At 64.3% G+C, this 25,498-nt stretch carries 19 protein-coding genes and 3 pseudogenes (1 of these 22 cut by a window edge); 9 read left to right on the top strand and 13 right to left on the bottom strand.

The window, feature by feature from the left end:
• The 8 genes and pseudogenes from N2602_RS36405 to N2602_RS36370 form a co-directional block, all read right to left on the bottom strand.
• A pseudogene (locus N2602_RS36405) lies at positions 1-224 on the bottom strand (dienelactone hydrolase family protein) (it extends 358 nt beyond the left edge of the window).
• Between the two features lie 234 nt (positions 225-458).
• Positions 459-1,550 carry a TRAP transporter substrate-binding protein gene (locus N2602_RS36400; RefSeq protein ID WP_172787000.1) on the bottom strand — a complete coding sequence of 364 codons (1,092 nt, stop codon included), beginning with the start codon at positions 1,548-1,550 and terminating at the stop codon, positions 459-461.
• 325 nt (positions 1,551-1,875) lie between these two features.
• Positions 1,876-2,967, bottom strand: a complete 1,092-nt coding sequence (locus N2602_RS36395; protein ID WP_212260001.1) for a TRAP transporter substrate-binding protein — start codon at positions 2,965-2,967, stop codon at positions 1,876-1,878.
• 275 nt (positions 2,968-3,242) lie between these two features.
• Complete coding sequence (locus N2602_RS36390; RefSeq protein ID WP_260381110.1) at positions 3,243-4,556, bottom strand: NAD(P)H-dependent oxidoreductase; 1,314 nt, start codon at positions 4,554-4,556, stop codon at positions 3,243-3,245.
• 158 nt (positions 4,557-4,714) lie between these two features.
• Positions 4,715-5,515: a phytanoyl-CoA dioxygenase family protein gene (locus N2602_RS36385; protein ID WP_212260004.1), complete on the bottom strand. Its 801-nt coding sequence runs from the start codon at positions 5,513-5,515 to the stop codon at positions 4,715-4,717.
• A gap of 132 nt (positions 5,516-5,647) precedes the next feature.
• Positions 5,648-6,325, bottom strand: a complete 678-nt coding sequence (locus tag N2602_RS36380) for a GntR family transcriptional regulator (protein WP_260381109.1) — start codon at positions 6,323-6,325, stop codon at positions 5,648-5,650.
• 173 nt (positions 6,326-6,498) lie between these two features.
• Positions 6,499-7,311, bottom strand: coding sequence for an alpha/beta fold hydrolase (locus tag N2602_RS36375; protein WP_260381108.1), 813 nt, complete (start codon positions 7,309-7,311; stop codon positions 6,499-6,501).
• Between the two features lie 3 nt (positions 7,312-7,314).
• Positions 7,315-8,133: an alpha/beta fold hydrolase gene (locus N2602_RS36370; protein WP_260381107.1), complete on the bottom strand. Its 819-nt coding sequence runs from the start codon at positions 8,131-8,133 to the stop codon at positions 7,315-7,317.
• A gap of 135 nt (positions 8,134-8,268) precedes the next feature.
• On the opposite strand from N2602_RS36370, the gene N2602_RS36365 reads away from it, so the two are divergent.
• Positions 8,269-8,811 (top strand): methylated-DNA--[protein]-cysteine S-methyltransferase, encoded by a 543-nt coding sequence (locus N2602_RS36365; protein WP_172787007.1) that lies wholly within the window; start codon positions 8,269-8,271, stop codon positions 8,809-8,811.
• Positions 8,812-8,930: 119 nt separating this feature from the next.
• Here N2602_RS36365 and N2602_RS36360 read toward each other — a convergent pair whose 3' ends face one another.
• Both N2602_RS36360 and N2602_RS36355 read right to left on the bottom strand, forming a co-directional pair.
• Positions 8,931-10,475: an acyl-CoA synthetase gene (locus N2602_RS36360; protein ID WP_260381106.1), complete on the bottom strand. Its 1,545-nt coding sequence runs from the start codon at positions 10,473-10,475 to the stop codon at positions 8,931-8,933.
• 189 nt (positions 10,476-10,664) lie between these two features.
• Positions 10,665-11,837, bottom strand: a complete 1,173-nt coding sequence (locus N2602_RS36355; RefSeq protein ID WP_260381105.1) for an acetyl-CoA C-acetyltransferase — start codon at positions 11,835-11,837, stop codon at positions 10,665-10,667.
• Positions 11,838-12,072: 235 nt separating this feature from the next.
• On the opposite strand from N2602_RS36355, the gene N2602_RS36350 reads away from it, so the two are divergent.
• The 7 genes from N2602_RS36350 to N2602_RS36320 all read left to right on the top strand — a co-directional run bounded on the left by N2602_RS36350 (position 12,073) and on the right by N2602_RS36320 (position 20,369).
• Positions 12,073-12,651 carry a TetR family transcriptional regulator gene (locus tag N2602_RS36350; RefSeq protein ID WP_246572001.1) on the top strand — a complete coding sequence of 193 codons (579 nt, stop codon included), beginning with the start codon at positions 12,073-12,075 and terminating at the stop codon, positions 12,649-12,651.
• Positions 12,652-12,718: 67 nt separating this feature from the next.
• Entirely contained in the window at positions 12,719-13,477 is a 759-nt protein-coding gene (locus N2602_RS36345; RefSeq protein ID WP_260381104.1) for an SDR family NAD(P)-dependent oxidoreductase, read from the top strand.
• Positions 13,478-13,671: 194 nt separating this feature from the next.
• Complete coding sequence (locus tag N2602_RS36340; protein ID WP_212260017.1) at positions 13,672-14,478, top strand: enoyl-CoA hydratase/isomerase family protein; 807 nt, start codon at positions 13,672-13,674, stop codon at positions 14,476-14,478.
• 43 nt (positions 14,479-14,521) lie between these two features.
• Positions 14,522-16,393, top strand: coding sequence for an AMP-binding protein (locus N2602_RS36335; protein ID WP_260381103.1), 1,872 nt, complete (start codon positions 14,522-14,524; stop codon positions 16,391-16,393).
• Between the two features lie 99 nt (positions 16,394-16,492).
• Positions 16,493-17,620 carry an acyl-CoA dehydrogenase family protein gene (locus N2602_RS36330; protein WP_260381102.1) on the top strand — a complete coding sequence of 376 codons (1,128 nt, stop codon included), beginning with the start codon at positions 16,493-16,495 and terminating at the stop codon, positions 17,618-17,620.
• 145 nt (positions 17,621-17,765) lie between these two features.
• Entirely contained in the window at positions 17,766-19,007 is a 1,242-nt protein-coding gene (locus N2602_RS36325) for an acyl-CoA dehydrogenase (RefSeq protein WP_260381101.1), read from the top strand.
• A 117-nt stretch (positions 19,008-19,124) separates the two neighbouring features.
• Positions 19,125-20,369: an acyl-CoA dehydrogenase gene (locus N2602_RS36320; protein ID WP_260381100.1), complete on the top strand. Its 1,245-nt coding sequence runs from the start codon at positions 19,125-19,127 to the stop codon at positions 20,367-20,369.
• Between the two features lie 66 nt (positions 20,370-20,435).
• On the opposite strand, the pseudogene N2602_RS36315 reads toward N2602_RS36320, so the two are convergent.
• From N2602_RS36315 to N2602_RS36305, 3 genes and pseudogenes are all read right to left on the bottom strand, one after another.
• Positions 20,436-21,743, bottom strand: a pseudogene (locus tag N2602_RS36315) (ABC transporter substrate-binding protein); the annotation flags it as partial.
• A 95-nt stretch (positions 21,744-21,838) separates the two neighbouring features.
• Positions 21,839-23,167, bottom strand: a complete 1,329-nt coding sequence (locus N2602_RS36310; RefSeq protein ID WP_212257604.1) for an IS1182 family transposase — start codon at positions 23,165-23,167, stop codon at positions 21,839-21,841.
• Positions 23,168-23,236: 69 nt separating this feature from the next.
• Positions 23,237-23,530: pseudogene (locus N2602_RS36305) on the bottom strand (ABC transporter substrate-binding protein); the annotation flags it as partial.
• Positions 23,531-23,729: 199 nt separating this feature from the next.
• On the opposite strand from N2602_RS36305, the gene N2602_RS36300 reads away from it, so the two are divergent.
• Positions 23,730-25,391: an ABC transporter substrate-binding protein gene (locus tag N2602_RS36300; protein ID WP_172787017.1), complete on the top strand. Its 1,662-nt coding sequence runs from the start codon at positions 23,730-23,732 to the stop codon at positions 25,389-25,391.
• Positions 25,392-25,498: the final 107 nt, after the last annotated feature.

The raw sequence follows: 25,498 nt of genomic DNA, 5'->3' as shown, positions 1-25,498 counted from the left end.
AGCTCGGAGGGCAATTCGTCGGCGACGCGAACGCCGCGCTCGCGCATTTAGTCGAATCCGATCCCGCGAATGTAGGCGAGACCCTCCTCGATGCTTTGAAAAACGCGTCCGTCGAACAGGTCCGGCGTATGCACGGTATGGCCGCTCGCCCGCAAATCGTTCGCGAACGTGCGCACGCCCGGGGTCAGTCCTTGCGCGTGGTGAAACAGCAGGACCTCGGCCATGCGGAGCTCCAAACAGGACAATCAGGCGGATCGTTCAATCTGCCTTATTCATCACCTCGCTGTGAGCAACATGCACACGCTGCCGAGCAGATGAATTTCGGTTGAGGTGATACGCGTCCAGAGCTCGCACCGCCTCTCATGCGTCAGCTCGAACGTTCGGCACTTTCTGAAAGGCAAAAGCCCCGAAGCCAGCTCCGGGGCTTTTGTCGTTTCGCTGCGCGCAGCGCGATGTGCTTACGTCCGCGTCCGCATCCGCATCATGAAGCTGTCGAAGCTGAGCTCCGCCACCTGTTGCCAAGCGAGCGTCTCGTTGCGGTAGGCGGTGAGGCTCGAATACATCTTGCTGAAGTGCGGATTGTTCTTGGCGAGATCGGCGTAGATCTCGCCCGCGGCATTGTAGCAGGCCTCGAGCACTTCCTGCGGGAACGGCTTTAGGATCGCCCCGGCCACCAGCAGGCGCTTCAGCGCGGGCGGATTGACGTAGTCGTACTTGCCCGTGACCCAGGTGAAGGTGTCGCGCGACGCCGTCTCGATCACGGCTTGATATTGCTTCGGCAGCGCGTTCCACTTGTCGAGGTTCATGATGTTGTGGCCCTGGCCGGTGCCTTCCCACCAGCCTGGATAGTAGTAATACTTGGCGACCTTCACGAAGCCGAGCTTCTCGTCGTCGTAAGGTCCGACCCATTCGGCCGCATCGATCGTGCCCTTTTCCAGCGCCGGATAGATGTCGCCGCCCGCGATCTGCTGCGGCACGCCGCCGACCTTGGCGATGATCGTGCCGGCGAAGCCGCCGACGCGGAATTTCAGTCCCCTGAAATCTTCCATCGACTTGATCTCCTTCCGGAACCAGCCGCCCATCTGGGCGCCGGTCGAACCGGTCGGAATGCCGACGGCGTTGTATTCCTTCAGGAGGTCGTTGAGCATGTCGGTGCCGCCGCCGAAGTGCAGCCAGGCAATATGCGAGCGCGTGTTCAATCCGAACGGCAGCGACGTGCCGAAGGTGAACGCCGGGTTCTTGCCCCAGTAATAATACAGCGCCGTGTTGCCCATCTCGACGGTGCCGTTGGAGACGGCGTCGAGCACCTGCAGGCCTGGCACGATCTCACCGGCGGCGAAGGGCTGAATCTGGAATTTGTTGTCGGTGGCTTCGGCGACGCGCTTGCAGAAATATTCGCAGCCGCCATAGAGCGTATCGAGCGCCTTGGGCCAGCTCGCCGCGAGGCGCCATCTCACTTCCGGCGACGATTGTGCGATGGCCGGCGCGGCAACGGCCGTGCTTGCGGCCAGCCCAGCCCCGGTCACTTTGAGAAAATCACGACGTTTCATGCGTATCCCTCCGTTGCGCCGATTCTTCGACAAGGGAACGATCTTGGTGTCGTCTTTGCGTCGCCGATGATCGACGTGGGTGTTTTAAAAAATTTTGGCGTTTCCGAAGGCCCTTCGGGCTCTTTTTGGATTCCGCGCATTGCGGAATGGCGTCAGGATGACCGGTCGCATTGCGATAATCAAGCGCCGTCAGTGCGCTCGCAATTGCGAAGCCGAGGTTTGACCGCCGCTTCCGGCCCGAAACGACCGGCAAAACGACCAAAGCCCCGGAGATGGTGGGATCTCCGGGGCTTCTTCGTCTTTAGTCGTGGGGGGTCTCAGCGCCTCATGTCTTGGCGCGCATCCGCGCCATGAAGCTGTCGTAGCTCAGCTCCGCAACCTGCGTCCAGGGCAGCGAGTCGTTCTTGAACGCCATCATGCTCGCATGCATCTTGCCGAAATGCGGGTTGGACTTGGAGAGGTCCGCGTAGATCTCGTTGGCGGCGTTGTAGCAGGCCTCGAGCACCTCCTGCGGGAAGCCTCTGACGATTGCACCGTTCACGATCAGCCGCTTCAGCGCCGGCGCATTCACTGCATCGTATTTGCCGGTGATCCAGGTGAAGGTATCGCGCGATGCCGCGTCGATCGCCGCCTTGTAATGCTTGGGCAGCGCATTCCACTTTTCGATGTTCATGATGTTGTGGCCCTGGCTCGTGCCTTCCCACCAGCCGGGGTAGTAGTAGTATTTGGCGACCTTCACGAAACCTAGCTTCTCGTCGTCATAGGGGCCGACCCATTCGGCGGCGTCGATGGTGCCCTTCTCCAGCGCCGGATAGATGTCGCCGCCAGCGAGTTGCTGTGGCACGCAGCCGAGCTTGGAGAGGATCGTGCCGGCGAAACCGCCGATGCGCATCTTCAGGCCCCTCAAATCGTCGAGGCTCTTGATCTCCTTCCTGAACCAGCCGCCCATCTGCGCGCCGGTCGATCCGGTCGGGATGCCATAAACGTTGTGCTCCCTAAGCAGGTCGTTGACGAGATCCTGCCCACCGCCCCACAACAGCCAGGAAATCTGCTGCCGCGTGTTCAAGCCGAACGGCAGTGCGGTTGCGAAGGTGAAGGCCGGATTCTTGCCCCAGTAGTAATAGAGCGCGGTGTTGCCGATCTCGACCGTGCCGTTGGAGACGGCGTCCAGTACCTGCAGGCCTGGAACGATCTCTCCGGCCGCAAACGGCTGAATCTGGAATTTGTTGTCGGTGAGGTCGGCGACCTGCTTGCAGAAATATTCGCAGCCGCCATAGAGCGTATCGAGCGCCTTCGGCCAGCTCGTGGCGTACCGCCACTTGATCTCGGGCGAGCTTTGCGCAATCGCGGGCGCCGCCACTGCGGTGCTCGCTGCCAGGCTCGCGCCCGTTACCTTCAGGAAATCACGACGTTTCATGCGGACCCTCCGCTATGCCGATGCCTTCGATCAGGAACGATCTTGATCGTTCGTTCTTTGCGAGACTCGGCGTTGTTTTGTTTGAGGTTTGATAGCGTTTCCGAACGACCCTGATGGGCCTCTTCTTGTTGGAAGCCCACTATGATGGCATTCCGTCAGCAAGGATGACCGTTCGTCTCGCGATAATCAAGCCACCTGCCATCTCGCGCCTGCGAATGCGCGACAGACACCCGCAAGCGCGAGAGGCGAGGCGCCCGTGGCGCCGATCTATTCCCTTACTGCTCCTTCGCGAAAGCCGTCTCCATCGCTTTTCGCACCCTGATCGTCTCGTTGTTTGCATCGAACTCGACATCGCTCCAGCGCACCACCGTGCCGTGGGCGACGTCGTGCTTCAGCTTCAAGCGATGTGCGAGCCCGATCGGCAGGGCGCCGGCCTTGAGGCTCGCGGCCGCCGGTAACAGCTTGCCCCACACCGTGTAGCCGCCTTCGCCGTCCAGCATCTCCCCGGCACGCAGATTGCGTTTGGCCACGGCCACGACGTCGCCGCGGAAGCCGTAAGGCTGCCCAGTGGCCTCGCCCCGCAGCGCCGCCGCCAGCACCGAGATGTTCAGCTCGAGCCCGATCAGATGATAGGGCTTGTACATGGCGGCGAAGCGTCCGCTGGCGTCGGTCTTCAGGCCATATTGCCGGAAGCAGTCGGCAGCATAGTCGTTCGGTGCCTCCAGCACGACATAGACGCCCCAGCGCAGGTCGCGAAACACCGGCCGGCCGTCGCGTTCGAGCGAGGAGACGACTTCGACGAGGCCGGATCGCTCCAGCACGCCGCCGCGCGAGCGCGGCCGCATGATATGCGGCAAATCGTCGACGCCGCACGGCGGAAACAGCAAGCCGTCTGTGGGCACGTCGAGGCCGCAGGCATTGGCGATCGCGGCCATCTCGATCGCCGATTTGGTGCCGTCGAGGAAGGAGTTGAACATCTGCGGATTCATGCCGGCCGACTGCGCCTCGCCCGCGGTCAGGCCGTAATGCTGCCAGACGCCGTCGGGCGTCACGTCGTGGTAGGCCGGCAGGTACTTTGTGCCCTTGCCCGCGGCAACGACGCGGAAGCCGGTGGCCCGCGCCCAGTCCACCATCTCCGCCGTTAGCGCCGGCTGGTCGCCATAGGCGAGCGAATAGACCACGCCGGCTTTGCGCGCTTCCTCGGCGAGCAGCGGGCCCGCCAGCACGTCCGCTTCGACATTGACCATCACGATATGCTTGCCCGCCGCGATCGCGGCGCGCGCGTGGCGGATGCCGACGGCGGGATTGCCGGTCGCCTCCACCACCACGTCCATGGCGCCGCCGGCGATGGCGCGCGCGCCGTCATCGGTGAACACCGTGGCGGCGATGCGCTCTGCGTCCCAGCCGACGGTGCGGCAGGCCTCGCGTGCGCGGTCGCGGTCGATGTCGACGATGATCGGCACCTCCAGCCCCGGCGTGTGCGGCACCTGGGCGAGGAACATCGAGCCGAACTTGCCGGCGCCGATCAGCGCGACGCGAACGGGCTTGCCGGCGGACGCGCGGGCCTGGAGGAGGCGGAACAGGTTCATGGGGATGTCCAGTGCAACTATCGTGTCCCGGACGCGCTGCAACGCGTAGCGTTGCTGCGCAGAGCCGGGACCCAGAGAAAAGCTATCCGTGCGGCATGGGCCCCGGCTCAGCAGCGCATCACTGACGTGCTGCGCTGCGTCCGGGGCACGAGTGCAAATTACTCCGCCGCCTGCCGCGGCGCACGTGCCAGCCGCAGCAGCGCGTCGTCGTCCACCGTCTTGATCGGCGTGAAATCGCGATGCGCGATGTAATCCGGCCGCGTCGGTGTGCGGATATGGTTCGAGACCGCGTTCAGCGTCAGGTACACGATCTTGCGCGGATAGGGCGTGATGTTGCCGCTCGATCCGTGCACGAGATTGCCGTGGAACATCAGCATGCCGCCCGGCTTGCCCGTGGGTGCGACGATGCCGCCCTGCTTGACGAGGCGCGTGACCGTGTCCTCGTCCAGCGTCCACAGCGGATACGAGGTGGTGGCGAGATCGTGCGACGCCTCGAGATCGCCGGCATTCTGGCTGCGCGGCACCAGCATCAAGGGGCCGTTGATCGGCATCACCTCGTCGAGGAAGATCGCGATGTTCATCGCCCGCGGCTCCGGCATGCCGTCGTCGCGCTTCCAGGTGCCGTAATCCTGGTGCCATTGCCAGACGTCGCCGGTGAAGGCCGATTTCGCGTTGATCTTGAACTGGTGCATGTAGACCGGCTCGCCGAACAATTGCTCGACCGGCTCGATCATGCGCGGATGCGCGCCGAGGATGCGGAAGGCCTCGTTGTAGAGATGCGCGGCAAAGGCCGTGCGCGGCGCGCCGCTCTTCTCGCGCCAGACTTCGGGCCGGTTGGCGTCGTAAATGCCGACCGCCTCGCGCGCGAGCAGGTCGACCTCCTCTTGGGCGAACAATTCGGGCAGGAACAGCCAGCCCTCGCGGTGGAAGAACTCCAATTGCTCCTGGGACAGTCTCATGGGTCGTCCTCCTGTTGTTGTCATTCCGGGGCACGCGAAGCGTGAAACCGGAATCCATTTCTCGCAATCTCTGCCGCCCGATGGATTCCGGGCTCGATGCTGCGCATCGCCCCGGAATGACGGTGGCTGTGGTTACGCCGCCGCCTCGTCCGCTGCCCGCAATCTCTCCTCGGTCATCCGTCCGGCCGTCTGCGCGTGCGCCAGCGCGGCGCGTTCGGCCGCTTTGGCGTTGCCGCTTAGAATGTGTCCGGCAATATCGGCATGCTCCGCCCAGGCCTTGGCCCGATAGTCGAGCTCGGAGAGCACCGTCGCCATCGAGCGCCGCATGTGCGGCCATTGCGGCGCCATGGTCTCCTCGATCACGGGATTGCCGGCGAGCTGATAGATCGCGCGGTGAAAATCGACATCGAGGGTGATGAGCTCGGATAGCATCGTGTTGTGGTCGCTGCGGCGCCCGGCGGCGAGCGCTGTCTCCAGTCGCGCGCGTCCCGCCGCGTCGCGGGCCGCGCGTGTCGCCGCAAGGCGGGCCGCCAGCGCGTCCATGGCGCCGCGCACCTCGTAGAGCTGGCGGATGCGCGCAGGATCGAGCTGGGTCACTTCAAAGCCGCGACGGCCGCTCTCGGCGACCAGGCCCTGCCGGTGCAACAGATGCAGCGCATGCGACACCGGCTGGCGCGACACGCCGAGCCTGTCGGCGAGCTCGTTCTGCCGGATGCGCTGGCCGGGCTGGAGCGTGCGGTCGGAGATTGCCTCCAGGATCCGCGAATAGACCTGGTCGATCAGGTTCGGGAGCGGGTCGAGAGGAATCACGCCGTCAGCTCCAAAAAGGAATACGGAATTCCGTGTTCGAAACTACTCCCGGGACGGGCGGGGGTCAAGCACGGCTGACCGCGTCAGACGCCCAATGTTAGGCCCTGCTTAAGCGATTGATATTGCTTGGGCCGTCTACTGCGCATGGGGTTGTTTCGTCGAAACGGGAGGAGCTACTTCGCCAGGAACCCGTTCACCACCTCGCCGAACTCCGGCGGTGCTTGCTCGAACATCCAATGGCCGGCGTTCGCGATCACCGCCGTCTCGGCGCCCGCGATGTGCGCGGCCAGCACGCGCCACATCACCGACAGGCTGCCGGTGGTGGCGCCGCCGCCGATCAGCAGCGTCGGCGTCCTGATCGACTGCGCATCGCTCAGCGTGTAGGGCCGGCGCTGCTCGTTGATCTGGCCGAGGAAGGTGAGCGCGTTGTCGCGGAGTTGTTGCTTGGCCGCAGCCGGCACGCGCCGCCAGGAGCCTTCGCCTTCGATGCCTTCGTAGAAATTCCGCAGCGCGCCCTCGAGGTCGCCGGCGCGGATCATCTCGACCGATCGCGCGGTGCGCGCCGCCAGCGACGGATGCGCGGGCGTGCCTTCTGGCACAGGCAGGGATGCGTCGAGATCGCCGCCGGGCTCGGCCAGCACCAGCTTGCGCAACAGACCAGGCCGCGCCTGCGCCACGCGAAAGGCGATGTGGCCGCCGCGCGAATGGCCCATCAGGTCGACCGGTCCGGGCTTGACCTGCTCGATGAAGGCGATCGTGTCGGCGACATGCTGCGCCATCTTGTAGTCGTCGCCGATCGCGTCCCAATGCTCGGGAAAGAAATGCCGCAGGCTGACCGAGATCACGCGATGGTTCTTCGAGAGCGGGCCGAGCACCGAATACCAGGTGCGGAAATCACCCAGCGTGCCGTGCACGCAGACCAGCGGCGGGCCCTCACCGACTTCGAGATAGGCCATGTCGTAACCATTGACGCGGAAGCTCTGCATGGATCAGCTCGCCAGAAAATCGAGAACCACTTCGGAGAATTTCTGCGGCGCCTGCTCGAACATCGGATGCGTCGCGTTCGGGATGATCGCCGTCTTGGAATAGGGCACATGCGCCGCGAGCGCATGCAGCACTTTTGGCAACAGGCCCTTGGTTCGCGCGCCCAAGATGAACAGCGTCGGCATCTTGATCGCCTCCGCGTCCACCCTGGAGAACGGCGGGCGGCTGTCCCGGACCTGGCCGATCAGGGTATAGGCGTTGTCGCGCAGGTTCTGTTTCACCATCGCCGGCAGCCGCGGCCAGGTGCCGGGGCCTTCCAGCGTGTCGACGAAGACGGCGAGCCCGCCGTCGACATCGCCGGCAGCGATCTTCTCGGCCGAGGCCGTGAAGCGCGCCAGCAGCGGCGAGGGGCCGCCGACGTAATCCGGATCAAGGCTCGCATCGAGCTCGCCGCCAGGCTCGGCCAGGATCAGCCGGCGCAGGAGATCGGGCCGCTGCTGCGCCACGCGGAAGCAGATATGCCCGCCGCGGGAATGGCCCATCAAATCGACCGGCCCGAGATCGAGCTTGTCGACGAAGGCGATGACGTCGCTGGCGTGCTGGGCGATCGAATAGGTGTCGCCGACCCCATCCCATTTTTCCGGGAAGAAGTGGCGCAGGCTGACGGCGATCACCCGATGCCGCTGCGTCAACGGGCCCAGCACGCTGCCCCAGACCCGGAAATCATTCAGCGATCCATGCACGCAGACCAGCGGCGGTCGGCCCCTGTCTTCGCCCACGTCGAGATAGGGCATGTCATATCCGTTGACGTGAAGGCTCTGCATTATGGACTCGCGAGAGAGGATCGGAACTTCTGTGCAAGATTCCCGGAAACCGGGTGGATCGCAACTATTTCCAAGCCTAGATTTGGCGTGAGTTGAAAGTGGGGCCTGCAACGAAAGCAAGCCAGGAACCAAGCCATGAGCGACCAGCATTTTGCCCTGTTCGACACACGGATCGGCCTGTGTGCCATCGCCTGGGGTCCGCGGGGCATCAACGGCACGCAATTGCCGATGGGCGGCGAGCAGAAGATCCGCACCCGCATCAGCCAGCGCCATGCCGACGCCACCGAGGCCGAGCCGACCGCCGAGGTGCGAGAGGCGATCGACCGCATGACAAGACTGCTCGCGGGCGAGCCGGATGATCTCACCGACATCCCGCTCGACCTCGACGGCGTGCCCGAGTTCAATCGCGGCGTCTACGAGATCGCCCGCGCGATCCCGCCCGGCAAGACCATCACCTATGGCGACATCGCAAAACAGCTCGGCGGCGTCCAGCTGTCGCGCGACGTTGGCCAGGCGCTCGGCCGCAACCCGTGCCCGATCGTGGTGCCCTGCCATCGCGTGCTCGCCGCCGGCAACAAGCCCGGCGGCTTCTCGGCGAATGGCGGCGTGGTCACCAAGCTGAAGATGCTCGAGATCGAAGGCGCGCTGGTGAACCACACGCCGAGCTTGTTTGATTGAGGTGGCTTGCGCTGATCTCGTAGGGTGGGCAAAGCGAAGCGTGCCCACCAAACCGATCGTAGCTTGGACAGGTGGTGGGCACGGCGCTTCGCGCCTTTGCCCACCCTACGAGACCTTAGCTAAATCTTCGCCGCCGCCTTCGGCCAGTAGCGATCGCGCAGGTGTCGCTTCACCAGCTTGCCCGTGGGCGTGCGCGGCAGCTCGGCTTCGAAATCGATCGAGCGGGGGCACTTGATGGCTGAGAGGCGGCTCTTGCAATAGGCGATCAAATCGGCCTCGAGCGACTTGCCGGCGCGGCGCATGTCGTGCGGCTGCACCACCGCCTTGACTTCTTCGCCCATCTCCTCGTTCGGCACGCCGAACACGGCGACATCGGCGACCTCAGGGTGCGTGATCAGCACGTCCTCGGTCTCCTGCGGGTAGATGTTCACCCCGCCGGAGATGATCATGTAGGACTTACGGTCGGTGAGGTAGAGAAAGCCGTCCTTGTCGAGATAGCCGACATCGCCGAGCGTGGACCAGCCCCTGGCGTTGTAGGCCTTCTTCGTCTTCTCGGGATCGTTGTGATAGGTGAAGGCGGGTGCGTCGGCGAAATAGACGGTGCCGATCTCGCCGACAGGCTGCTCCTCGTCGTTCTCGTCGAGAATCTTGATCTTGCCGACCACGGCGCGGCCGACGCTGCCGCGGTGCTCCAGCCATTGCTGCGAGTTGCAGACGGTGACGCCATTGCCTTCCGAGCCGGCGTAATACTCGATCAGGATGGGTCCCCACCATTCGATCATCTTTGCCTTGACGTCGATGGGGCAGGGCGCGGCGGCGTGGATCGCGCCCTTCAACGTCGAGACGTCGTACTTGGCGCGCACCTCGTCGGGCAGCTTCAGCATGCGCACGAACATGGTCGGCACCAGCTGGGATTGCGTCACCTTGTATTTCTCGACCAGCTTCAAGAACTCTTCGGCGTCAAAATGCTCCATGATGATGGAGGTGCCGCCGAGCACGATCGCCATCATGTTGAAGCGCAGCGGCGCCGCGTGATAGAGGGGGGCCGGTGACAGATAGGTGCTCTCCGCGTTCATGCCGCACATGTCGGCGCAGAGCACGCGCAGGAAGGCGTTCGGCACGTCGATTCTGTTGCCTTCGAATGCCTTCTTGATTCCCTTCGGGCGGCCGGTGGTGCCCGACGAATAGAGCATGTCGTAGCCGGCGACCTCATCCGCAATCGGCGTGGTCGGCTGCGCCGCGGCCTCCTTGTCGTAGGAGCGGAAGCCGGGCAGGGGGTCGTCCATCATGTAGAAGATCGGCTCGCCGGGCGTGCCCTTGACCAGGTCCTTGATCTGCTCGGCGCATTTCGGTGTGGTGATCACGACCTTGGCGCCGCAATCGGCGATGATGTAGTCGATCTCGTCCTGCTTCAGGTAGCGGCTGATCGCGGTGTAATAGAGCCCGCTCCGCTGTGCGGCCCAGCAGAGCTCCATGAAGGCGAGGCGGTTCTCCATCAACAGCGCGATGTGGTCGCCGGCCTTGAGGCCAAGCGAGCGGAGCAGCTGCGCGCCCTGGTTCGAGAGCTCGTCGAGCTCCCGATAGGTGATCGCCTTGCCGGTGCCGGCCATCTGGTAGGCGATCTTGTCGGGCGTCGTCTTGGCGTGGATGGAGGGGTGGGTCATGGTCGAGATCTCGCAACAAAAAAGGTGCCATCCCGGCGAAGGCCGGGATCCATAACCACAGGCCTCGGCTGTTGAAACGAGATGGAGCTCCGGCGCAGCATAACCACAGTCTCCTGTGGTTATGGGTCGCGGATCGGCGCGCGCTTGAGGCGCGCTTGTCCGGGACGACACTGTTTGTATGGCCGCGGCCTACAGCCGTTCCACGATCGTCACGTTGGCCATGCCGCCGCCTTCGCACATGGTCTGCAGGCCGTAGCGCTTGCCGCGCTGCTGCAGGGCGTGCACCAGCGTGGTCATCAGCTTGGTGCCGGAGCCGCCGAGCGGATGGCCGAGCGCGATGGCGCCGCCATTGACGTTGAGACGCTCGGGGTCGGCGCCCGTAGTCTTCAGCCATGCGGTCGGCACCGAGGCGAAGGCCTCGTTGACCTCGAACAGGTCGATGTCGCCGATCTTCATGCCGGCCTTCTCCAGCGCACGCTTGGTGGCGTGCAAGGGAGCGTCGAGCATGATCACGGGATCGCCGCCCGTCATGGTCATGTGATGGATGCGCGCGAGCGGCTTGACGCCGAGCTGCTTCAGGCCTTTCTCGTTCACCACCATGACGCCGGAGGCGCCGTCGCAGATCTGGCTGGCGCTGGCCGCGGTCAGCTTGCCGTTCTCGGCGATCAGCTTGACGCCCTTGATGCCGTCGAGCGTGACATCGAAGCGGATGCCTTCGTCGATGTGGTGGGTGTCCTTGCTGCCGTCGGCGCGGGTGATGTCGAGCGGCACGATCTCCTTCTTGAAGTGGCCTCCTTGCGTCGCCGCGATCGCGCGCTGATGGCTGTCGTAGGAATACTGGTCGAGCTCATCCTTGGAGAGGCCGTACTTCTCGGCCATCATCTCCGCGCCGGTGAACTGGCTGAACACGATGTTCGGATACTTCTTCTCGATGCCCGGGCTCTTGTAATTGCCAAAGCCGTTCTTGGCGGGAAGCTGCGACGACAGGCCCATCGGCACGCGCGTCATCGACTCCACGCCGGCGGCGATCACGACATCCATCGCACCCGACATCACCGCCTGCGCGGCGAAGTGCAACGCCTGCTGCGAGGAGCCGCACTGGCGGTCGATCGACGTGCCGGGCACGCTCTCCGGCAGCTTTGACGCCATGATCGCGTTGCGCGCGACGTTGTTGGACTGCTCGCCGACCTGCATGACGCAGCCCATGATCACGTCCTCGACCTGGGCGGGGTCGACCTTGGTGCGGTCGACCAGCTCGTCCAGCACCTTCGCGGCAAGATCGGCCGGATGCCAGCCGGCGAGGCGGCCCCCCTTGCGCCCGCCGGCGGTACGCGCGGCGGCGACGATGTAAGCCTCGGCCATGTCGGTCTCTCCCTGAATTCTTGATTGGGTTTGGTTGTCGGGGACGGATTTAAGGGACCGGAGATCGTTTAGTCAATCGATCAATTAACTCTTGTGATGAGGCGCTGCTTGCGCTTATCTGCGCCCCGCTTCCAGCGGCCAAACAGGGATCTCCGTGGCTACCAGCGTTCCGAACAGGCTCCCCGCCGGGAAAAATTCCACGGCAGAGAAATTGCTAGTGGCCGCGAGCGAGCTGATGATCGAACGCTCCTCGATCGAGATCTCGCTGTCCGACATCGCGCAGAAGTCGGGCGCCAACGCCGCGCTGGTCAAATATCACTTTGGCAACAAGGACGGCCTGTTGCTGGCGCTGCTGGCGCGGGATGCCGCGACCGAGATGTCCAATCTCGAATATCTGCTGGCGCAGCCGATCACATCGACGGCGAAGCTGAAGCTGCATATCGGCGGCATTATCCGCGCCTATCACCGGTTCCCCTATATGAACCGGCTGATCCACTATCTCTTGCACGAGACCAGCGCGAGTTCTGCCGATGAAGTCTCGAAGTTCTTCGTTGCGCCGCTGTTGGACTTCCACCGCCGCCTGCTGGCCGAGGGCGTCAGCCGCGGCGAATTCCGCCCGACCGATCCGGTGTTGTTCTACACCAGCCTGATCGGTGCCTGCGATCATCTGTTCTTCGGCCGGCACGCGATGTCCCGCGCGACCGGCGTCGGCCCGGTCACCGACGATGTCTGCCGGCAATACATCAAGCACATGGAAACGCTGATCTGCGGCGGCATCCTCACGCAAGCCGAGGAAGCCGCCGCGGCCGGATAGTCCGGTCAACACGTCACAAGTCTAGAGAAGAAACGCCCAAGGAAAAGGTAGAGGAAAGGTACAAGCGATGCAGTTGAAAGACGTAGCCGTTCTCATCACCGGCGGTGGTTCGGGCCTTGGTGCCGCGGCCGCCCGCGCCATGGCGGCCAAGGGTGCCAAGATCGGCGTGATCGACCAGAGCAAGGACAACGCCGAGAAGGTCGCCGCTGAAGTGAAGGGTGTCGCACTGCATGCCGACGTCACCAGCGAGGAGCAGATCAAGGCCGCGATCGCGAAGGCAGAAGCCGCGCACGGCGTCGCCCGCGTGCTGATGAACTGCGCCGGCATCGGCGGCTCGCAGCGCATTGTCGGCCGCGACGGCGTTTACCCGCTCGAAAAGTTCGCGCGTATCATCAACGTCAACCTGATCGGCACCTTCAACTGCCTGCGTCTGTTCGCCGAGCGCCTCGTCACGATCGAGCCCGTCGGCGAAGAGCGCGGCGTCATCATCAACACGGCCTCGGTTGCGGCCTACGAAGGCCAGATCGGCCAGATCGCCTATTCGGCGTCGAAGGGTGGCGTCGTCGGCCTGACGCTGCCGGCCGCGCGCGACCTCGCCAGCCAGAAGATCCGCGTCAACACCATCGCGCCCGGCCTGTTCTTCACGCCGCTGCTGATGGGATTGAACGAAGAGGCCCGCAAGAGCCTGGGTGCCCAGGTGCCGCATCCCTCGCGTCTCGGTGACGCCGCCGAATACGGCATGCTCGCGGTGCACATCGTCGAGAACCCGATGCTGAACGGCGAGACCATCCGCCTCGACGGCGCCATCCGCATGGCGCCGCGGTAACGCGCTTTCTTCCTTCTCCCCTTGTGGGAGAAGGTGGCGCGAAGCGCCGGATGAGGGGTTTCTCTCCGCGATCTCATCTGCGAAGACAGACCCCTCACCCAAGCGAGTATGTGGCTAGCGATGTACATGCCCTCTCCCACAAGGGGAGAGGGCGCAGCAATCGGCGCCGCGACCCGCGGCTAGCACGAGGCCCCATGTCCCAACCGCTGCTGATCGAGCACAACGACGGCGTCGACCGGGTGACGCTCAATCGGCCCGAGCACCTCAATGCGCTCGATCCCGCGCTGATCGATGCGCTCAACACCTATTTCCAAGGCCTGCAACGCAATCGCGACACCCGCGTCGTCGTGCTCAAGGGCGCCGGCAAGAATTTTTGCGCCGGCCTCGATCTCAAAGCCGCGATGGCGCGCCGGGCCGGACAGCAGGAGCCGCCCGGCGTCACGGAGTCGCTGGATTCGCAGCGGCGCATCGCCGACATCGTGATGCTGATGCGGCGCTGTCCACAGCCGATCCTGGCGCTGGTGCAGGGCGCGGCCGCCGGCGGCGGCTTCGCGTTGGCGCTGGCCTCCGACATCCGTATCGCAACGAGATCGGCGCGGATGAACTGCGCCTTCATCAAGCTCGGTCTCGGCGGCTGCGACATCGGCACCAGCTATTTTCTGCCGCGCCTCGTCGGTGTCTCCGTCGCATCCGAGCTGATCCTCACCGGGCGCTTCATCGGCGCCGAGCGCGCGCTCGCGGTCGGCCTCGTCTCGGAGGTCGTGGACGAGGACAAGCTCGATGACGCGGCCGAGCCTTATGTCGAGGCGATGATGACGGCCTCGCCCGTGGGCCTGCGGCTATCCAAGGAATGTCTCAACATGAGCGTCGATGCCGGCTCGCTCGAAGCGGCGATTGCGATGGAGGATCGCAACCAGGTCCTGTGCAGCCGCTCGGAAGAGTTTTCGGAAGGCATCAGGGCCTTCCTTGAGAAGCGAAAGCCTGTCTATATCAGGCGCTGAACGATCAAGATCCGCAAAGGACAATAATTCCGGGAGACGCAAAATGAGTGGAAGTGCGGCGGCAGTAATGACGAAGCCCGCCTTTCGCAAGGTTCAGTGGCTCGCGCGCGACATCGAGGTCGAGCGCCGCGGCGACGGCACGGTGGTGCTGAAGTCGCGCATTCCGCTGCAGCCTTATGAGAAGCACATCCCGGCCTCGCTGACGAAATGGGCGAAGGAAGCACCCGAGCGCATCTGGCTGGCGCAGCGCGGCGGTCCGAACCGCGAATGGCGCAAGGTGTCCTATGGCGAAGCCAAGCGCATCGTGGACGCGCTGACGCAAGGCCTGCTCAATCTCAGGCTCGACGGCCGGCCCGTGACGATCCTCTCGGGCAATTCGATCGAGCATGCGCTGATGACGCAGGCCGCGATGCAGGCGCGCGTCCCGGCAGCGCCGGTGTCGCCGGCCTACTCGTTGATGAGCCACGATCACGTCAAGCTCAAATACCTGTTCGACCTGATCAAGCCGGCCGTGGTGATGGTGCAGGACGGCCCGACCTTCGAGAGAGCGCTGAAGGCGCTCGATCTCAGCGGCGTCACCGTGGTTCACGTCGCGCGGCCCTGCGAGGGCATCAAGAGCGTCAGCTTCGCCGAGCTTGCGGCCACGCCTGTCACCGCTGATGTCGAGGCCTCGATCGCGAAGATCACGCCGCAGACCGTCGGCAAGCTGCTGTTCACGTCAGGCTCGACCGGCATGCCCAAGGCCGTCATCAACACGCAGGAGATGATGTGCGCCAATGCGGCGATGATGATGCAGGTGCGTCCGCGCGATCCGAACGGGCCGATCTCGACCATGCTGGACTGGATGCCCTGGAACCACACCATGGGCGGCAACGCCGCGTTCCACCCGATCCTGGTCGACGGCGGCACGCTCTATATCGACGACGGCCGGCCGATGCCGGGCCAGTTCGAGGAGACGCTGCGCAATTTGCGCGAGATCTCGCCGACCTATTACGCCAACGTGCCCGCCGGCTACGCCGCGCTCGCAGCCGCCATGGAGAAGGACGATGCGCTCTGCCGCTCGTTCTTCAAGAATCTCTCGATCATGGCCTATGGCGGCGCGCGCCTGCCTGACGATCTCTATGAGCGCATGCAGGCGCTGGCGGTGAAGACCACCGGCGAGCGCATCGTGTTCTATACCGGATGGGGCTCGACCGAGACCGCGCCGACCTCGACCGGCACCTATTGGGACACCGAGCGCGTCGGCCTGATCGGCCTGCCGTTCCCCGGCGTCGATCTGAAGATGGTGCCGTGCGGCTCGAAATACGAATTGCGGCTGCGCGGCGTCAACGTCACGCCCGGCTATTTCGGTCAGCCGGAGCTGACGAAGAAGATGTTCGACGAGGAAGGTTTTTACTGCATCGGCGATGCCGGAATCTTCGTCGACGATTCCGATCCGGTGCAAGGCATTATCTTTGCCGGTCGCGTGGTGGAGGACTTCAAGCTCACCACCGGCACGTTCGTGCATGTCGGCTCGCTGCGGACGGATGCGATCGCAGCCGCAACGCCGGTCGTGCACGACGCGCTGGTCGCGGGGCAGGACCGTCCGTTCATCGGCCTGCTCGCCTGGCCGAACCTGCACGCCTGCCGCCAGCTCGTCGGCAATCCAGATCTGGGCTTTGCCGATGCGGTGAAGCACCCCGAGGTGATCGCCTGCTTCAGGCGCGGCCTGGAAGTCCACAACCGTGAATGCGAAGGCGCCAGCAGCCGGGTCATCGCGCGCGCGATGTTGATGCTCGAGCCGCCCTCGATCGACGGCAACGAGCTCACCGACAAGGGCTACATCAACCAGCGCGCCGGCCTGGAGCGCCGCGCCGCGCTGGTGGAGCGGCTGTATGCGGACACGCCGGATGAAGATGTGATCGTGCTGCGATGAGGCACCGCTCTCTCAACTCGTCATTCCGGGCTCGCCGCTACGCGGCGCCCCGGAATGACGGCATCAATACAAGCGACAAACAATAAGAGGTAAGCCGCCATGAACTTCGATTTTTCTGACGACCAGAAGCAGCTCCGCGACCAGGCGCGCAAGTTCCTCGCGGAAAAATGCTCGCCCAAGGCGGTGCGAATCGTGCTCGACGGCAAGGCGCCTTACGACAAGGAGCTATGGAAAGGCCTCGCCGAGATGGGCTTTCTCGGCGTCGCCATTCCGGAAGAGTTCGGCGGCGCCGGCGCCGGTCATCTCGAGCTCTGCGTGATCGCGGAGGAGATGGGGCGGGCCAATGCGCCGGTGCCGTTCTCCTCGACCGTGTACCTCGCCGCCGAAGCGCTGCTGATCGCGGGCAGCGACGCGCAGAAGAAGAAGTGGCTGCCGGCGATTGCTGCCGGCGAGGCCATCGGCACGCTGGCGCTGTTCGAGGGCAAGGGCAATCCGTCGCCGAAGAACGTCAAGCTGACGGTCGCGAACGGGGTGCTCAATGGTGTCAAGAAGCCGGTCGCCGACGGCGGCATCGCCGACTTCGCGGTGGTCGCCGCGCGCACCGGATCGAGCGGTCGCGAGAACGACATCTCGCTGTTCCTCGTCGATCTCAAGGCCGGCGGCGTCGACGTGAAGAGCCTCACCAATCTCGATCCGACCCGCGGACAGGCCGAGATCACCTTCAAGGACGCCAAAGCCGAGCCGCTGGGAGCTGCCGGCGAAGGCTGGAGCATCCTCACCCAGGTGCTCGACCGCGCCGCCGTGCTGTGCGCGTTCGAGCAGGTCGGAGGTGCTGATCGCGCCTTGGAGATGGGCCGCGACTACGCGCTGGACCGCATCGCCTTCGGTCGCCAGATCGGCTCCTTCCAGGCCGTCAAGCACATGCTCGCCGACATGTACGTGTCGGCAACGCTGGCGCGCTCCAACAGCTATTACGGCGCCTGGGCGCTCTCGACCAATGCGGCCGAGCTGCCGGAAGCTGCCGCCGCCGCGCGCATCAGCGCGACGCAGGCGTTCCAGCACTGCGCCAAGAACAACATCCAGGTTCACGGCGGCATGGGTTTTACCTGGGAGTTCGACTGCCACATGTACTACCGCCGCGCCAATGCGATGGCGCTGGGCCTGGGCAGCCTGTCCTATTGGGAAGACCAGTTGATCGACCGGATGCGCAAGAAGAACGCGGCGTGATGACAGGTGCGTAGGGTGGGTTAGCCGAGCGGATTGCGCGAAGCGCAAGTCGCTTGGCGTAACCCACCTCTTCTTCCGATGTGGAAACCAAAGAGGTGGGTTACGCCTTCGGCTAACCCACCCCACGAAATGCGAGAGAGTTGCCATGAACTTCGACGACACCCCGCAGGAAGCCGAGTTCCGCGCCACCGCCCGCGCCTGGATCAGCGCGAACGCGCCCAGGCAATACGAGGACGAGCTGCGCAAATCCTCGCTCGGCCGCACCGTGCTCAAGAATGCTGACATTCTCGAAGTGGCGAAGGCGTGGCAGAAGAAAAAGGCCGACGCCGGCTGGGCCTGCCTGCACTGGCCAAAGGAATATGGCGGCCGCGGCGCTTCGCCGATCGAACGCGTGATCTGGCAGCAGGAGGAGGGGCCGTTCGGCCAGCTGTCCCGCATGTTCATCATCGGCCACGGCATGTGCGGGCCGACCATGATGGCGTTCGCCCGCGAGGAGCATAAGCGCAGCTATCTGCCGCCGCTCGCCTCCGGCGAGAAGGTCTGGTGTCAGCTGTTCTCCGAGCCCGCCGGCGGCTCGGACGTCGCGGGCTTGCGCACGCGCGCGGAGAAGGACGGCGATGACTGGGTGATCAACGGACAGAAGATCTGGACCTCCGGCGCACATTATTCCGACTACGGCATTCTGCTCACCCGTACCGATCCGACCGTGCCCAAGCACAAGGGCCTCACCATGTTCTTCCTGGACATGAAGAGTCCCGGCGTCGAGGTGCGGCCGATCAAGCAGGCGAGCGGGGCCTCCGATTTCAACGAGGTCTATTTCACCAATGTGCGCATCCCCGACCATCAGCGCCTCGGCGAGGTCGGCGACGGCTGGAACGTCTCGCTGACCACGCTGATGAACGAGCGCAGCGCGATCGGCGCGGCCGTCTCGACCGGTTTCCCTGAATTGTTCGAGTACTGCTCCAGCCTGATGCTCGACGACGGCCCGGCGATCGAGGATCGCGCGGTGCGCTCGAAGCTCGCCAACTGGGCGGTGAAGGCAAGCGGGCTCAAATACACCAGCATGCGCGCGATCTCGGCGCTGTCGAAAGGCGAGCGGCCGGGGCCGGAAAACTCCATCGGCAAGCTGGTGGCGGGCTCCATGATCCAGGACGTTGCGACCTACGCGCTGGATCTGCAGGGCGCGGCCGGCGTCGTCAGCGGCGAGGATGGTGAGCTGGCCGGCCGTTTCCAGGCCATGCTGCTGCGTGCGCCGGGCACCCGCGTCGAAGGCGGCACCGACGAGATCATGCGCAACATCATCGCCGAGCGGGTGCTGGGCCTGCCCGGCGATATCCGTGTCGACAAGGACGTGCCGTTCAACAAGATCCCGACGAAGGGAAGATGAGTCCGAATTCGTAGGGTGGGTTAGCGAAGCGTAACCCACCATGCTCGCAACGATACTCGACAGAAGTGGTGGGTTACGCCTTCGGCTAACCCACCCTACGCAGAAGTGAGGTCCGCCATGAATTTCGACGACACCCCGCAGGAAGCCGCATTCCGCGAGACCGCGCGCAAATGGATCGAGGCCAATGCGCCTAGGGAGTTGCATGCCGAGTTGTCGAAGTCCTCGCTCGGCCGCATCCGCCTTGCCAATCACGACATCGTCGATGTCGGCAAGGCCTGGCAGAAGAAGAAGTTCGAGGGCAACTGGGCCTGCCTGCACTGGCCTAGGGAATATGGCGGACGCGGCGCGACGCCGATCGAGAAGGTGATCTGGCAGCAGGAGGAGGGCGTCTACGGCAAGCTGACGCAGCCGTTCCAGATCGGCGAGGGGATGTGCGGCCCGACCGTGATGGCGTTCGGCAGCGAGGACGCCAAGCGCCGCTATCTGCCGAAGCTCGCCTCGGGCGAGGAGATCTGGTGCCAGCTGTTCTCCGAGCCGTCCGCCGGCTCCGACGTCGCAGGCCTGCGCACGCGGGCGGAGAAGAAGGGCGACAATTGGATCGTCAACGGCCAGAAGATCTGGACCTCGGGCGCGCATTATTCCGACTATGGCCTTTTGATCGCGCGCACCGATCCGAACGTGCCCAAGCACAAGGGCCTCACCATGTTCTTCCTGGACATGAAGAGCCCCGGCGTCGAGGTGCGGCCGATCAAGCAGGCCAACGGCATGCAAGAATTCAACGAGGTCTATTTCACCGACGTGGTGATTCCCGACAGCCAGCGGCTGGGCGCCGTCGGCGACGGCTGGAACGTATCGCTGACCACGCTGATGAACGAGCGCATGTCGATCGGCGCGCGGCTCGCGACCGGCGTGCCCGAGATGTTCGAGCTCTGCTCGAACCTGGTACTGGAGGATGGCCTGGCCATCGACGATCCCGCCGTGCGCTCCAAGCTCGCGAGCTGGGCGGCCAAGTCGAACGGGCTGAAATACACCAGCTACCGCACGATCTCCGCCTTGTCGAAGGGCGAGCGGCCGGGCCCGGAGAATTCGATCGGCAAGCTGGTCTCGGGCATGATGCTGCAGGACATCGCGACCTACGCCATGGACCTGCAGGGCGCGGCCGGTGTTCTCACCGGCAACGACGAGGAAACGGCGCAGGGTCAATTCCAGCAGATGCTGCTGTCCTCGCCTTCGATGCGCATCGCCGGCGGCACCGACGAGATCCTGCGCAACATCATCGCCGAGCGCGTGCTGGGCCTGCCGGGCGATATCCGCATCGACAAGGACGTGCCGTACAACAAGATCCCGACCAAGGGGCGGTGATCGCGCGTCGCGCGGTGTTGCGGGTGGGCCAAGGCGCAAAGCGCCATGCCCACCCTTGCCTGTTGCTCATTCCACCCCGATCGTCGTCAGGTCCTGGAACCAGTGCTGCGCCTGCACGAACTGCTTGATCTTCGGTGACAGCGCGTGGGGATTGGTGTCGTGGACGACCCAGACCAGCACGGCGTCGTCGACGATCAGCGCGTGCGCCTGCGCCAGCAATTGGTCCTGCTTGGTGCTGTCGAAAGTCTGCTTGGCCTCGTCGATCAGCGCGTCGACCTTCGGATTCTTGTAGCCGCCCCAATTGACGCCGACCGGCGCGATCTGGCCGGAATGGAAGAAGCGGACGATGGCGTAGAGCGGATCCGATGTCACATAGGCGATGTTGTTGGAGGTGATGCCGGCGTTCATCTCGTCCGCCGCGCCCTTGCGCCAATGCGTATAGAGCGTCTCCAGCTCGACCACCTTGAAGTCGATCTCGATGCCGATCTCCTTGAAGCTTTGCTGCAGGAATTCGTTCATCGGCAGCGACAGCATCTGGCCGGTGCCGCCCTGCGCGATGATGAAGGTGGTCTTCAGCGGCTTTGCTTTGGAATAGCCCGCTTCCTCCACCAGCTTCTTGGCGGCAGCGAGATCATATTTCAGCTCGAAGCTGGGCTTGCCGAACCAGGGGCTCGACGGGTCGACCTGGCCCTTGGCGGGCTTGGCAAGGCCGTTCATCAGGCCGACGACTTCGTCGCGGTTGATCGCAAGGTTCAGCGCCTTGCGCAGGCGGATGTCGGTCCAGGGCGAGCCCGGCAGCACGCTGAGGTGATAATTCCAGACATGCGGCGTGACGTTGTCGACCAGCTTCATGCCGGCCGCCTTCAGCTGCGGCACGGCATCCGGCGCCGGCGTCTCGATCAGGTCGACTTGCCCGGCGAGCAGCGCGTTGGTGCGCGTCAGTGCTTCCGGCATCGGCACCAGCACGATCTTGTCGACCTTCGGAATGCGCTTCTTGTTCCAGTAGTCCGGATTCTTGGCTAGCTCGGCAAGCTCGCGCGGCACCAGCTTGGTCAGCTTGAATGGACCGGTTCCGGAGGGCTGGCTGGCGAACTTGTCCCAGTCCTTGCCGAGCTTTTCATATTGCGCCGGGCTCGAGACCAGGAACCACAGCATCTGATAGGGGAAGAAGGAATCGACCGTCTTGGTGGTGATCTCCACCGTGAAGTCGTCGATCTTGGCGTAGCTGGCGACGGAGGGGAGGCGGGTCTTCACCTGCGCGCTCTGCCGCTTGTCGAATTGCGGCGCCTTGTCGTTGAGCACCTTGTCGAGATTCCAGATCACCGCATCGGCGTTGAACTCGCTGCCGTCGTGAAACTTCACGCCCTTGCGTAGAGCCTGTGAGCCAATTCGTTTTGTTTCGGCTTCGGCATCAAGGGGTGGTATCGCCCCTTGATGGGGGAAGCCGGCGGCGTCAGGCTGTTGGTTATCTATGCTTTTGCGAGACGATGCCCTTGCAGGATGTTGTTGGTGAGGGCGTACCAGAGCACGACGGCACGGACCTTCTCGATGCCGCGCACGGTCAGTTGCCTGAGGTCCCAGTTGCGCCAGCGGGCATGGATGCATTCGCAGATGGTACGGGCCTGGTACTGTGCCTTGCCGGCTTCGCTGGCCATGCGAGCACGCCAGGCCGCTATGCCAGGACCGTCGCTGCTCCGGGGTAAGAAGGGATCGACACCGCTCCTGGATTGGGGCGGTGGACAGTAAACCTCGATGCCCTCGCCATGCGCCCATTCGATGTCGTCGCCAGTGCAGAACCCGCCATCGGCGAGGTAGCGGCGTGGCAAGCGCTTCAGCCGAGCGCGCGTTCGCTCCAGCATCGGGCGCATCAAGCCACGATCTGAGCCGCTGTTGTCGACATCGATCGCGACCACGATCAGTTCGCCAGCCGCGCTAGCCACCTGCACATTATAGGCCGGACGGAAGCCGGCATCGGCCATCTTCATCACCCTGGCCTGCGGGTCGGTGGTGGAGGCCCGAGGCTCCTTCGGCTTCTTGCCATTGCCGCCCTTGTCGTCGAGCTGTTTTCGCTTGCGCTTGATCTCGGCCAGCGCGGCCTGCGCGGCTTGCACCCGCTCGCTGCGTTCGCGCGCCGCCCGCTCTTTGGCGGCCCGGATCCGCCGATTGCTGGCTTCCGGGTCCGCATCGACCTCGCGCTTGAGCTCTTCCACAATGGCCTCGGCCTGCGCCATCTGCCGATCCAGCGTCGCCTCCCGCCGGAAAGATCCGGTCCCGGCATTCGCTCGTATCCGCACCCCGTCCTGGGTCAGCTTCTCCAGATCGACCAGCCCTGCCTCGTTCAGGGCCACCAGATGTTCAACCAGCAAACGGTCGAGCAAGTCGGCACAGCCGACCCGGAAGTCCGACAGCCCGTGATGGTTCAACGACACGCCACCGCAGAGCCAGCGGTAGACGTCGTGGCTGTCGCAGAGCCGGTCCAGCGCCCGCGCGCTGCCAACGGCATCGCTCGCGGCGTACAGCCAAAGCGCCAGCAACAACCGTGGCGATGGCGCCGGATGGCCCGGCCTGTTTTCCCGTGCCTTGACGCGATCTTCCAGCTCGCTCAGGTCCAGCCCTTCGACATAAGCCCAGATCACCCGCGCTGGATGATCCTGCCCGATCAGGCTGTCGATATCGACCGCTCGCAATTCGACCTGATTGCGCACAGGCTCGCGCAGCCGAGGTGCGCCTTGCGGCACCGCTTCGGTTCGTGCCGACTGCTCCGGCAATTCACCAAAAAGTCCGTCGTCAGCCATCATCCTCTCCAGCAGATCAGTCTGCCCAGAGAATCACATTCGTCTGACGCGCGGTACAAAAGATTCACAGTCTCGTAGGGTGAACCGCCACTTCGTCTTGTCGGCATCGTCGACCTTCCATTCGGTGGCGAGGCCCGGCACCAGCTTGCCGGGGCGATCGGCAACGTCCATCTCCCAGGCCACCAGCGGATCGTAGATCGTGTAGGCCGTGAACTGATAGGCGCCGGCGCCGCGATCGGGTTGGCCGGTGGTGAGCGGAATGTCCGCCATCGAGATGCCATAGCGCACAACGGTTTCGGCGCGCGCCGAGATCGCGGAAATTGCCAGCGCAAGCACGGCGAGACAGGTCGATAGACGAATACGCATGGCCCAAAGCTCCCAGGGGATTTCGGGGCCAAACTTGCAATCTTGATGCCAGAATAGGCAGCCGGGCTGCTCTGTCTTCAATCGATCACAAGGACTTGTCGTCGCAGGCGCAATTCGCAGAAAAAGTTTCTCCTTGGCATAGCCATTGCATACGATTGCATCAAAATTAATCATCGAAAGCCGAAGAAGGATCGAGGCGATGCTTATCAAGAACAAGAAGACACGGGCGGCGCTGATCGCGCTCTTGGCGCTGGGCAGTGCGGCCGCATGGCCGCGCGTGGTAGTCGCGGAAACTGTGCTGCGCATCGGCATGACCGCTGCCGATATTCCGCGCACCCTCGGCCAGCCCGATCAGGGGTTTGAGGGCAACCGCTTCACCGGCCTCACCATGTATGACGCGCTGACCAGCTGGGATCTGTCCTCGGCGGACAAGCCCAGCGTGGTGATCCCCGGCCTTGCCACCGAGTGGAAGGTCGATGATGCCGACAAGACCAAATGGACCTTCAAGCTGCGCCCCGGCGTCACCTTCCATGACGGCTCGCCGTTCAACGCCGACGCCGTGGTGTGGAACGTCGAGAAGGTGCTGAAGCAGGATGCGCCGCAATTCGACGCCAGCCAGGTCGGCGTCACGGCCTCGCGCATGCCGACTCTGGCCTCCGCGAGGAAGATCGACGACATGACCGTCGAGCTCACCACCAAGGAGCCCGACAGCTTCCTGCCGATCAACCTCACCAATTTGTTCATGGCGAGCCCGGCGAAATGGCAGGCCTTCTACGACAAGGCCGAGGGTGCCGACGCCAAGGCGAAGTCGCAAGCCGCATGGACCGCGTTCGCCAAGGACGCCTCGGGCACCGGCCCGTGGAAGATGGCGAGCTTCACGCCGCGCGAGCGGCTCGAGCTGGTCAAGAACGCGAGCTACTGGGACAAGGCCCGCGTGCCCAAGATCGACAAGATGGTGCTCTTGCCGATGCCGGAAGCTAACGCGCGCACCGCGGCGCTGCTGTCCGGCCAGGTCGATTGGGTCGAAGCGCCGGCGCCGGACGCGCTGCCCGAGCTCAAGCAGCGCGGCTTCAAGCTCTACGCCAATGAGCAGCCGCATGTCTGGCCGTGGCAGTTCTCCCGCGTCGAGGGTTCGCCCTGGAACGACATCCGGGTGCGCAAGGCGGCGAACCTCTGCGTCGACCGCGAAGGCCTCAAGGACGGCCTGCTCGCCGGCCTGATGGTGCCGGCCTCCGGCACCTTCGAACCCGGCCATCCCTGGCGCGGCAAGCCAAGCTTCGAGATCAAGTACGACAAGGCGGCTGCGCAAAAGTTGATGCAGGAGGCCGGCTACGGTCCCAACAAGAAGCTGACCGTGAAGACGCAGACGTCTGCGTCCGGCTCGGGCCAGATGCAGCCCTTGCCGATGAACGAGTATCTCCAGCAGGCGCTGGCCGAATGCTATTTCGACGTAAAGCTCGACGTCATCGAATGGAATACGCTGTTTACCAACTGGCGCCGCGGCGCCAAGGATCCCAGTGCCAACGGCTCGCACGCGACCAACGTCACCTATGCGGCGATGGACCCGTTCTTCGCGCTGGTGCGCTTCCTGCAATCGGGCATGGCACCGCCGGTCTCGAACAATTGGGGCTTCATCAACAACCCCAAGTTCGACGAGCTGGTGAAGAAGGCGCGCCAGACCTTCGATCCCGCCGCGCGCGACGCCGCGCTCGCCGAGCTGCACGCGGCCTCCGTCGACGACGCCGCCTTCCTCTATGTGGCCCACGACGTCGGCCCACGCGCGATGAGCCCGAAGGTGACAGGCGTCGTGCAGCCGAAGAGCTGGTTCATCGACTTCTCGCCGGTGTCGATCGCGCAGTAATTCGCGCCGCGCACTCGCTGCACCCTCTCCCCTTGCGGGAGAGGGTGGCTTCGCTTTAGCGAAGCCGGGTGAGGGGTCTCTCTCCGCGGATGTCCCTTTCGCGTCGT

This window comes from Bradyrhizobium sp. NC92 (assembly GCF_025200865.1).
GTDB lineage: Bacteria > Pseudomonadota > Alphaproteobacteria > Rhizobiales > Xanthobacteraceae > Bradyrhizobium.
Note: the sequence above shows the minus strand (reverse complement) of the source record. Positions and strands in the feature narration are given on the sequence as shown.

Excerpts from the sequence above, each read along its gene's own strand:
- N2602_RS36400 (WP_172787000.1), bottom strand. The coding sequence starts at position 1,550 with ATGAAACGTCGTGATTTTCTCAAAGTGACCGGGGCTGGGCTGGCCGCA.
- N2602_RS36395 (WP_212260001.1), bottom strand. The coding sequence starts at position 2,967 with ATGAAACGTCGTGATTTCCTGAAGGTAACGGGCGCGAGCCTGGCAGCG.
- N2602_RS36390 (WP_260381110.1), bottom strand. The coding sequence starts at position 4,556 with ATGAACCTGTTCCGCCTCCTCCAGGCCCGCGCGTCCGCCGGCAAGCCC.
- N2602_RS36385 (WP_212260004.1), bottom strand. The coding sequence starts at position 5,515 with ATGAGACTGTCCCAGGAGCAATTGGAGTTCTTCCACCGCGAGGGCTGG.
- N2602_RS36375 (WP_260381108.1), bottom strand. The coding sequence starts at position 7,311 with ATGCAGAGCTTCCGCGTCAATGGTTACGACATGGCCTATCTCGAAGTC.
- N2602_RS36370 (WP_260381107.1), bottom strand. The coding sequence starts at position 8,133 with ATGCAGAGCCTTCACGTCAACGGATATGACATGCCCTATCTCGACGTG.
- N2602_RS36365 (WP_172787007.1), top strand. The coding sequence starts at position 8,269 with ATGAGCGACCAGCATTTTGCCCTGTTCGACACACGGATCGGCCTGTGT.
- N2602_RS36360 (WP_260381106.1), bottom strand. The coding sequence starts at position 10,475 with ATGACCCACCCCTCCATCCACGCCAAGACGACGCCCGACAAGATCGCC.
- N2602_RS36355 (WP_260381105.1), bottom strand. The coding sequence starts at position 11,837 with ATGGCCGAGGCTTACATCGTCGCCGCCGCGCGTACCGCCGGCGGGCGC.
- N2602_RS36350 (WP_246572001.1), top strand. The coding sequence starts at position 12,073 with ATGATCGAACGCTCCTCGATCGAGATCTCGCTGTCCGACATCGCGCAG.
- N2602_RS36345 (WP_260381104.1), top strand. The coding sequence starts at position 12,719 with ATGCAGTTGAAAGACGTAGCCGTTCTCATCACCGGCGGTGGTTCGGGC.
- N2602_RS36340 (WP_212260017.1), top strand. The coding sequence starts at position 13,672 with ATGTCCCAACCGCTGCTGATCGAGCACAACGACGGCGTCGACCGGGTG.
- N2602_RS36335 (WP_260381103.1), top strand. The coding sequence starts at position 14,522 with ATGAGTGGAAGTGCGGCGGCAGTAATGACGAAGCCCGCCTTTCGCAAG.
- N2602_RS36330 (WP_260381102.1), top strand. The coding sequence starts at position 16,493 with ATGAACTTCGATTTTTCTGACGACCAGAAGCAGCTCCGCGACCAGGCG.
- N2602_RS36325 (WP_260381101.1), top strand. The coding sequence starts at position 17,766 with ATGAACTTCGACGACACCCCGCAGGAAGCCGAGTTCCGCGCCACCGCC.
- N2602_RS36320 (WP_260381100.1), top strand. The coding sequence starts at position 19,125 with ATGAATTTCGACGACACCCCGCAGGAAGCCGCATTCCGCGAGACCGCG.
- N2602_RS36310 (WP_212257604.1), bottom strand. The coding sequence starts at position 23,167 with ATGATGGCTGACGACGGACTTTTTGGTGAATTGCCGGAGCAGTCGGCA.
- N2602_RS36300 (WP_172787017.1), top strand. The coding sequence starts at position 23,730 with ATGCTTATCAAGAACAAGAAGACACGGGCGGCGCTGATCGCGCTCTTG.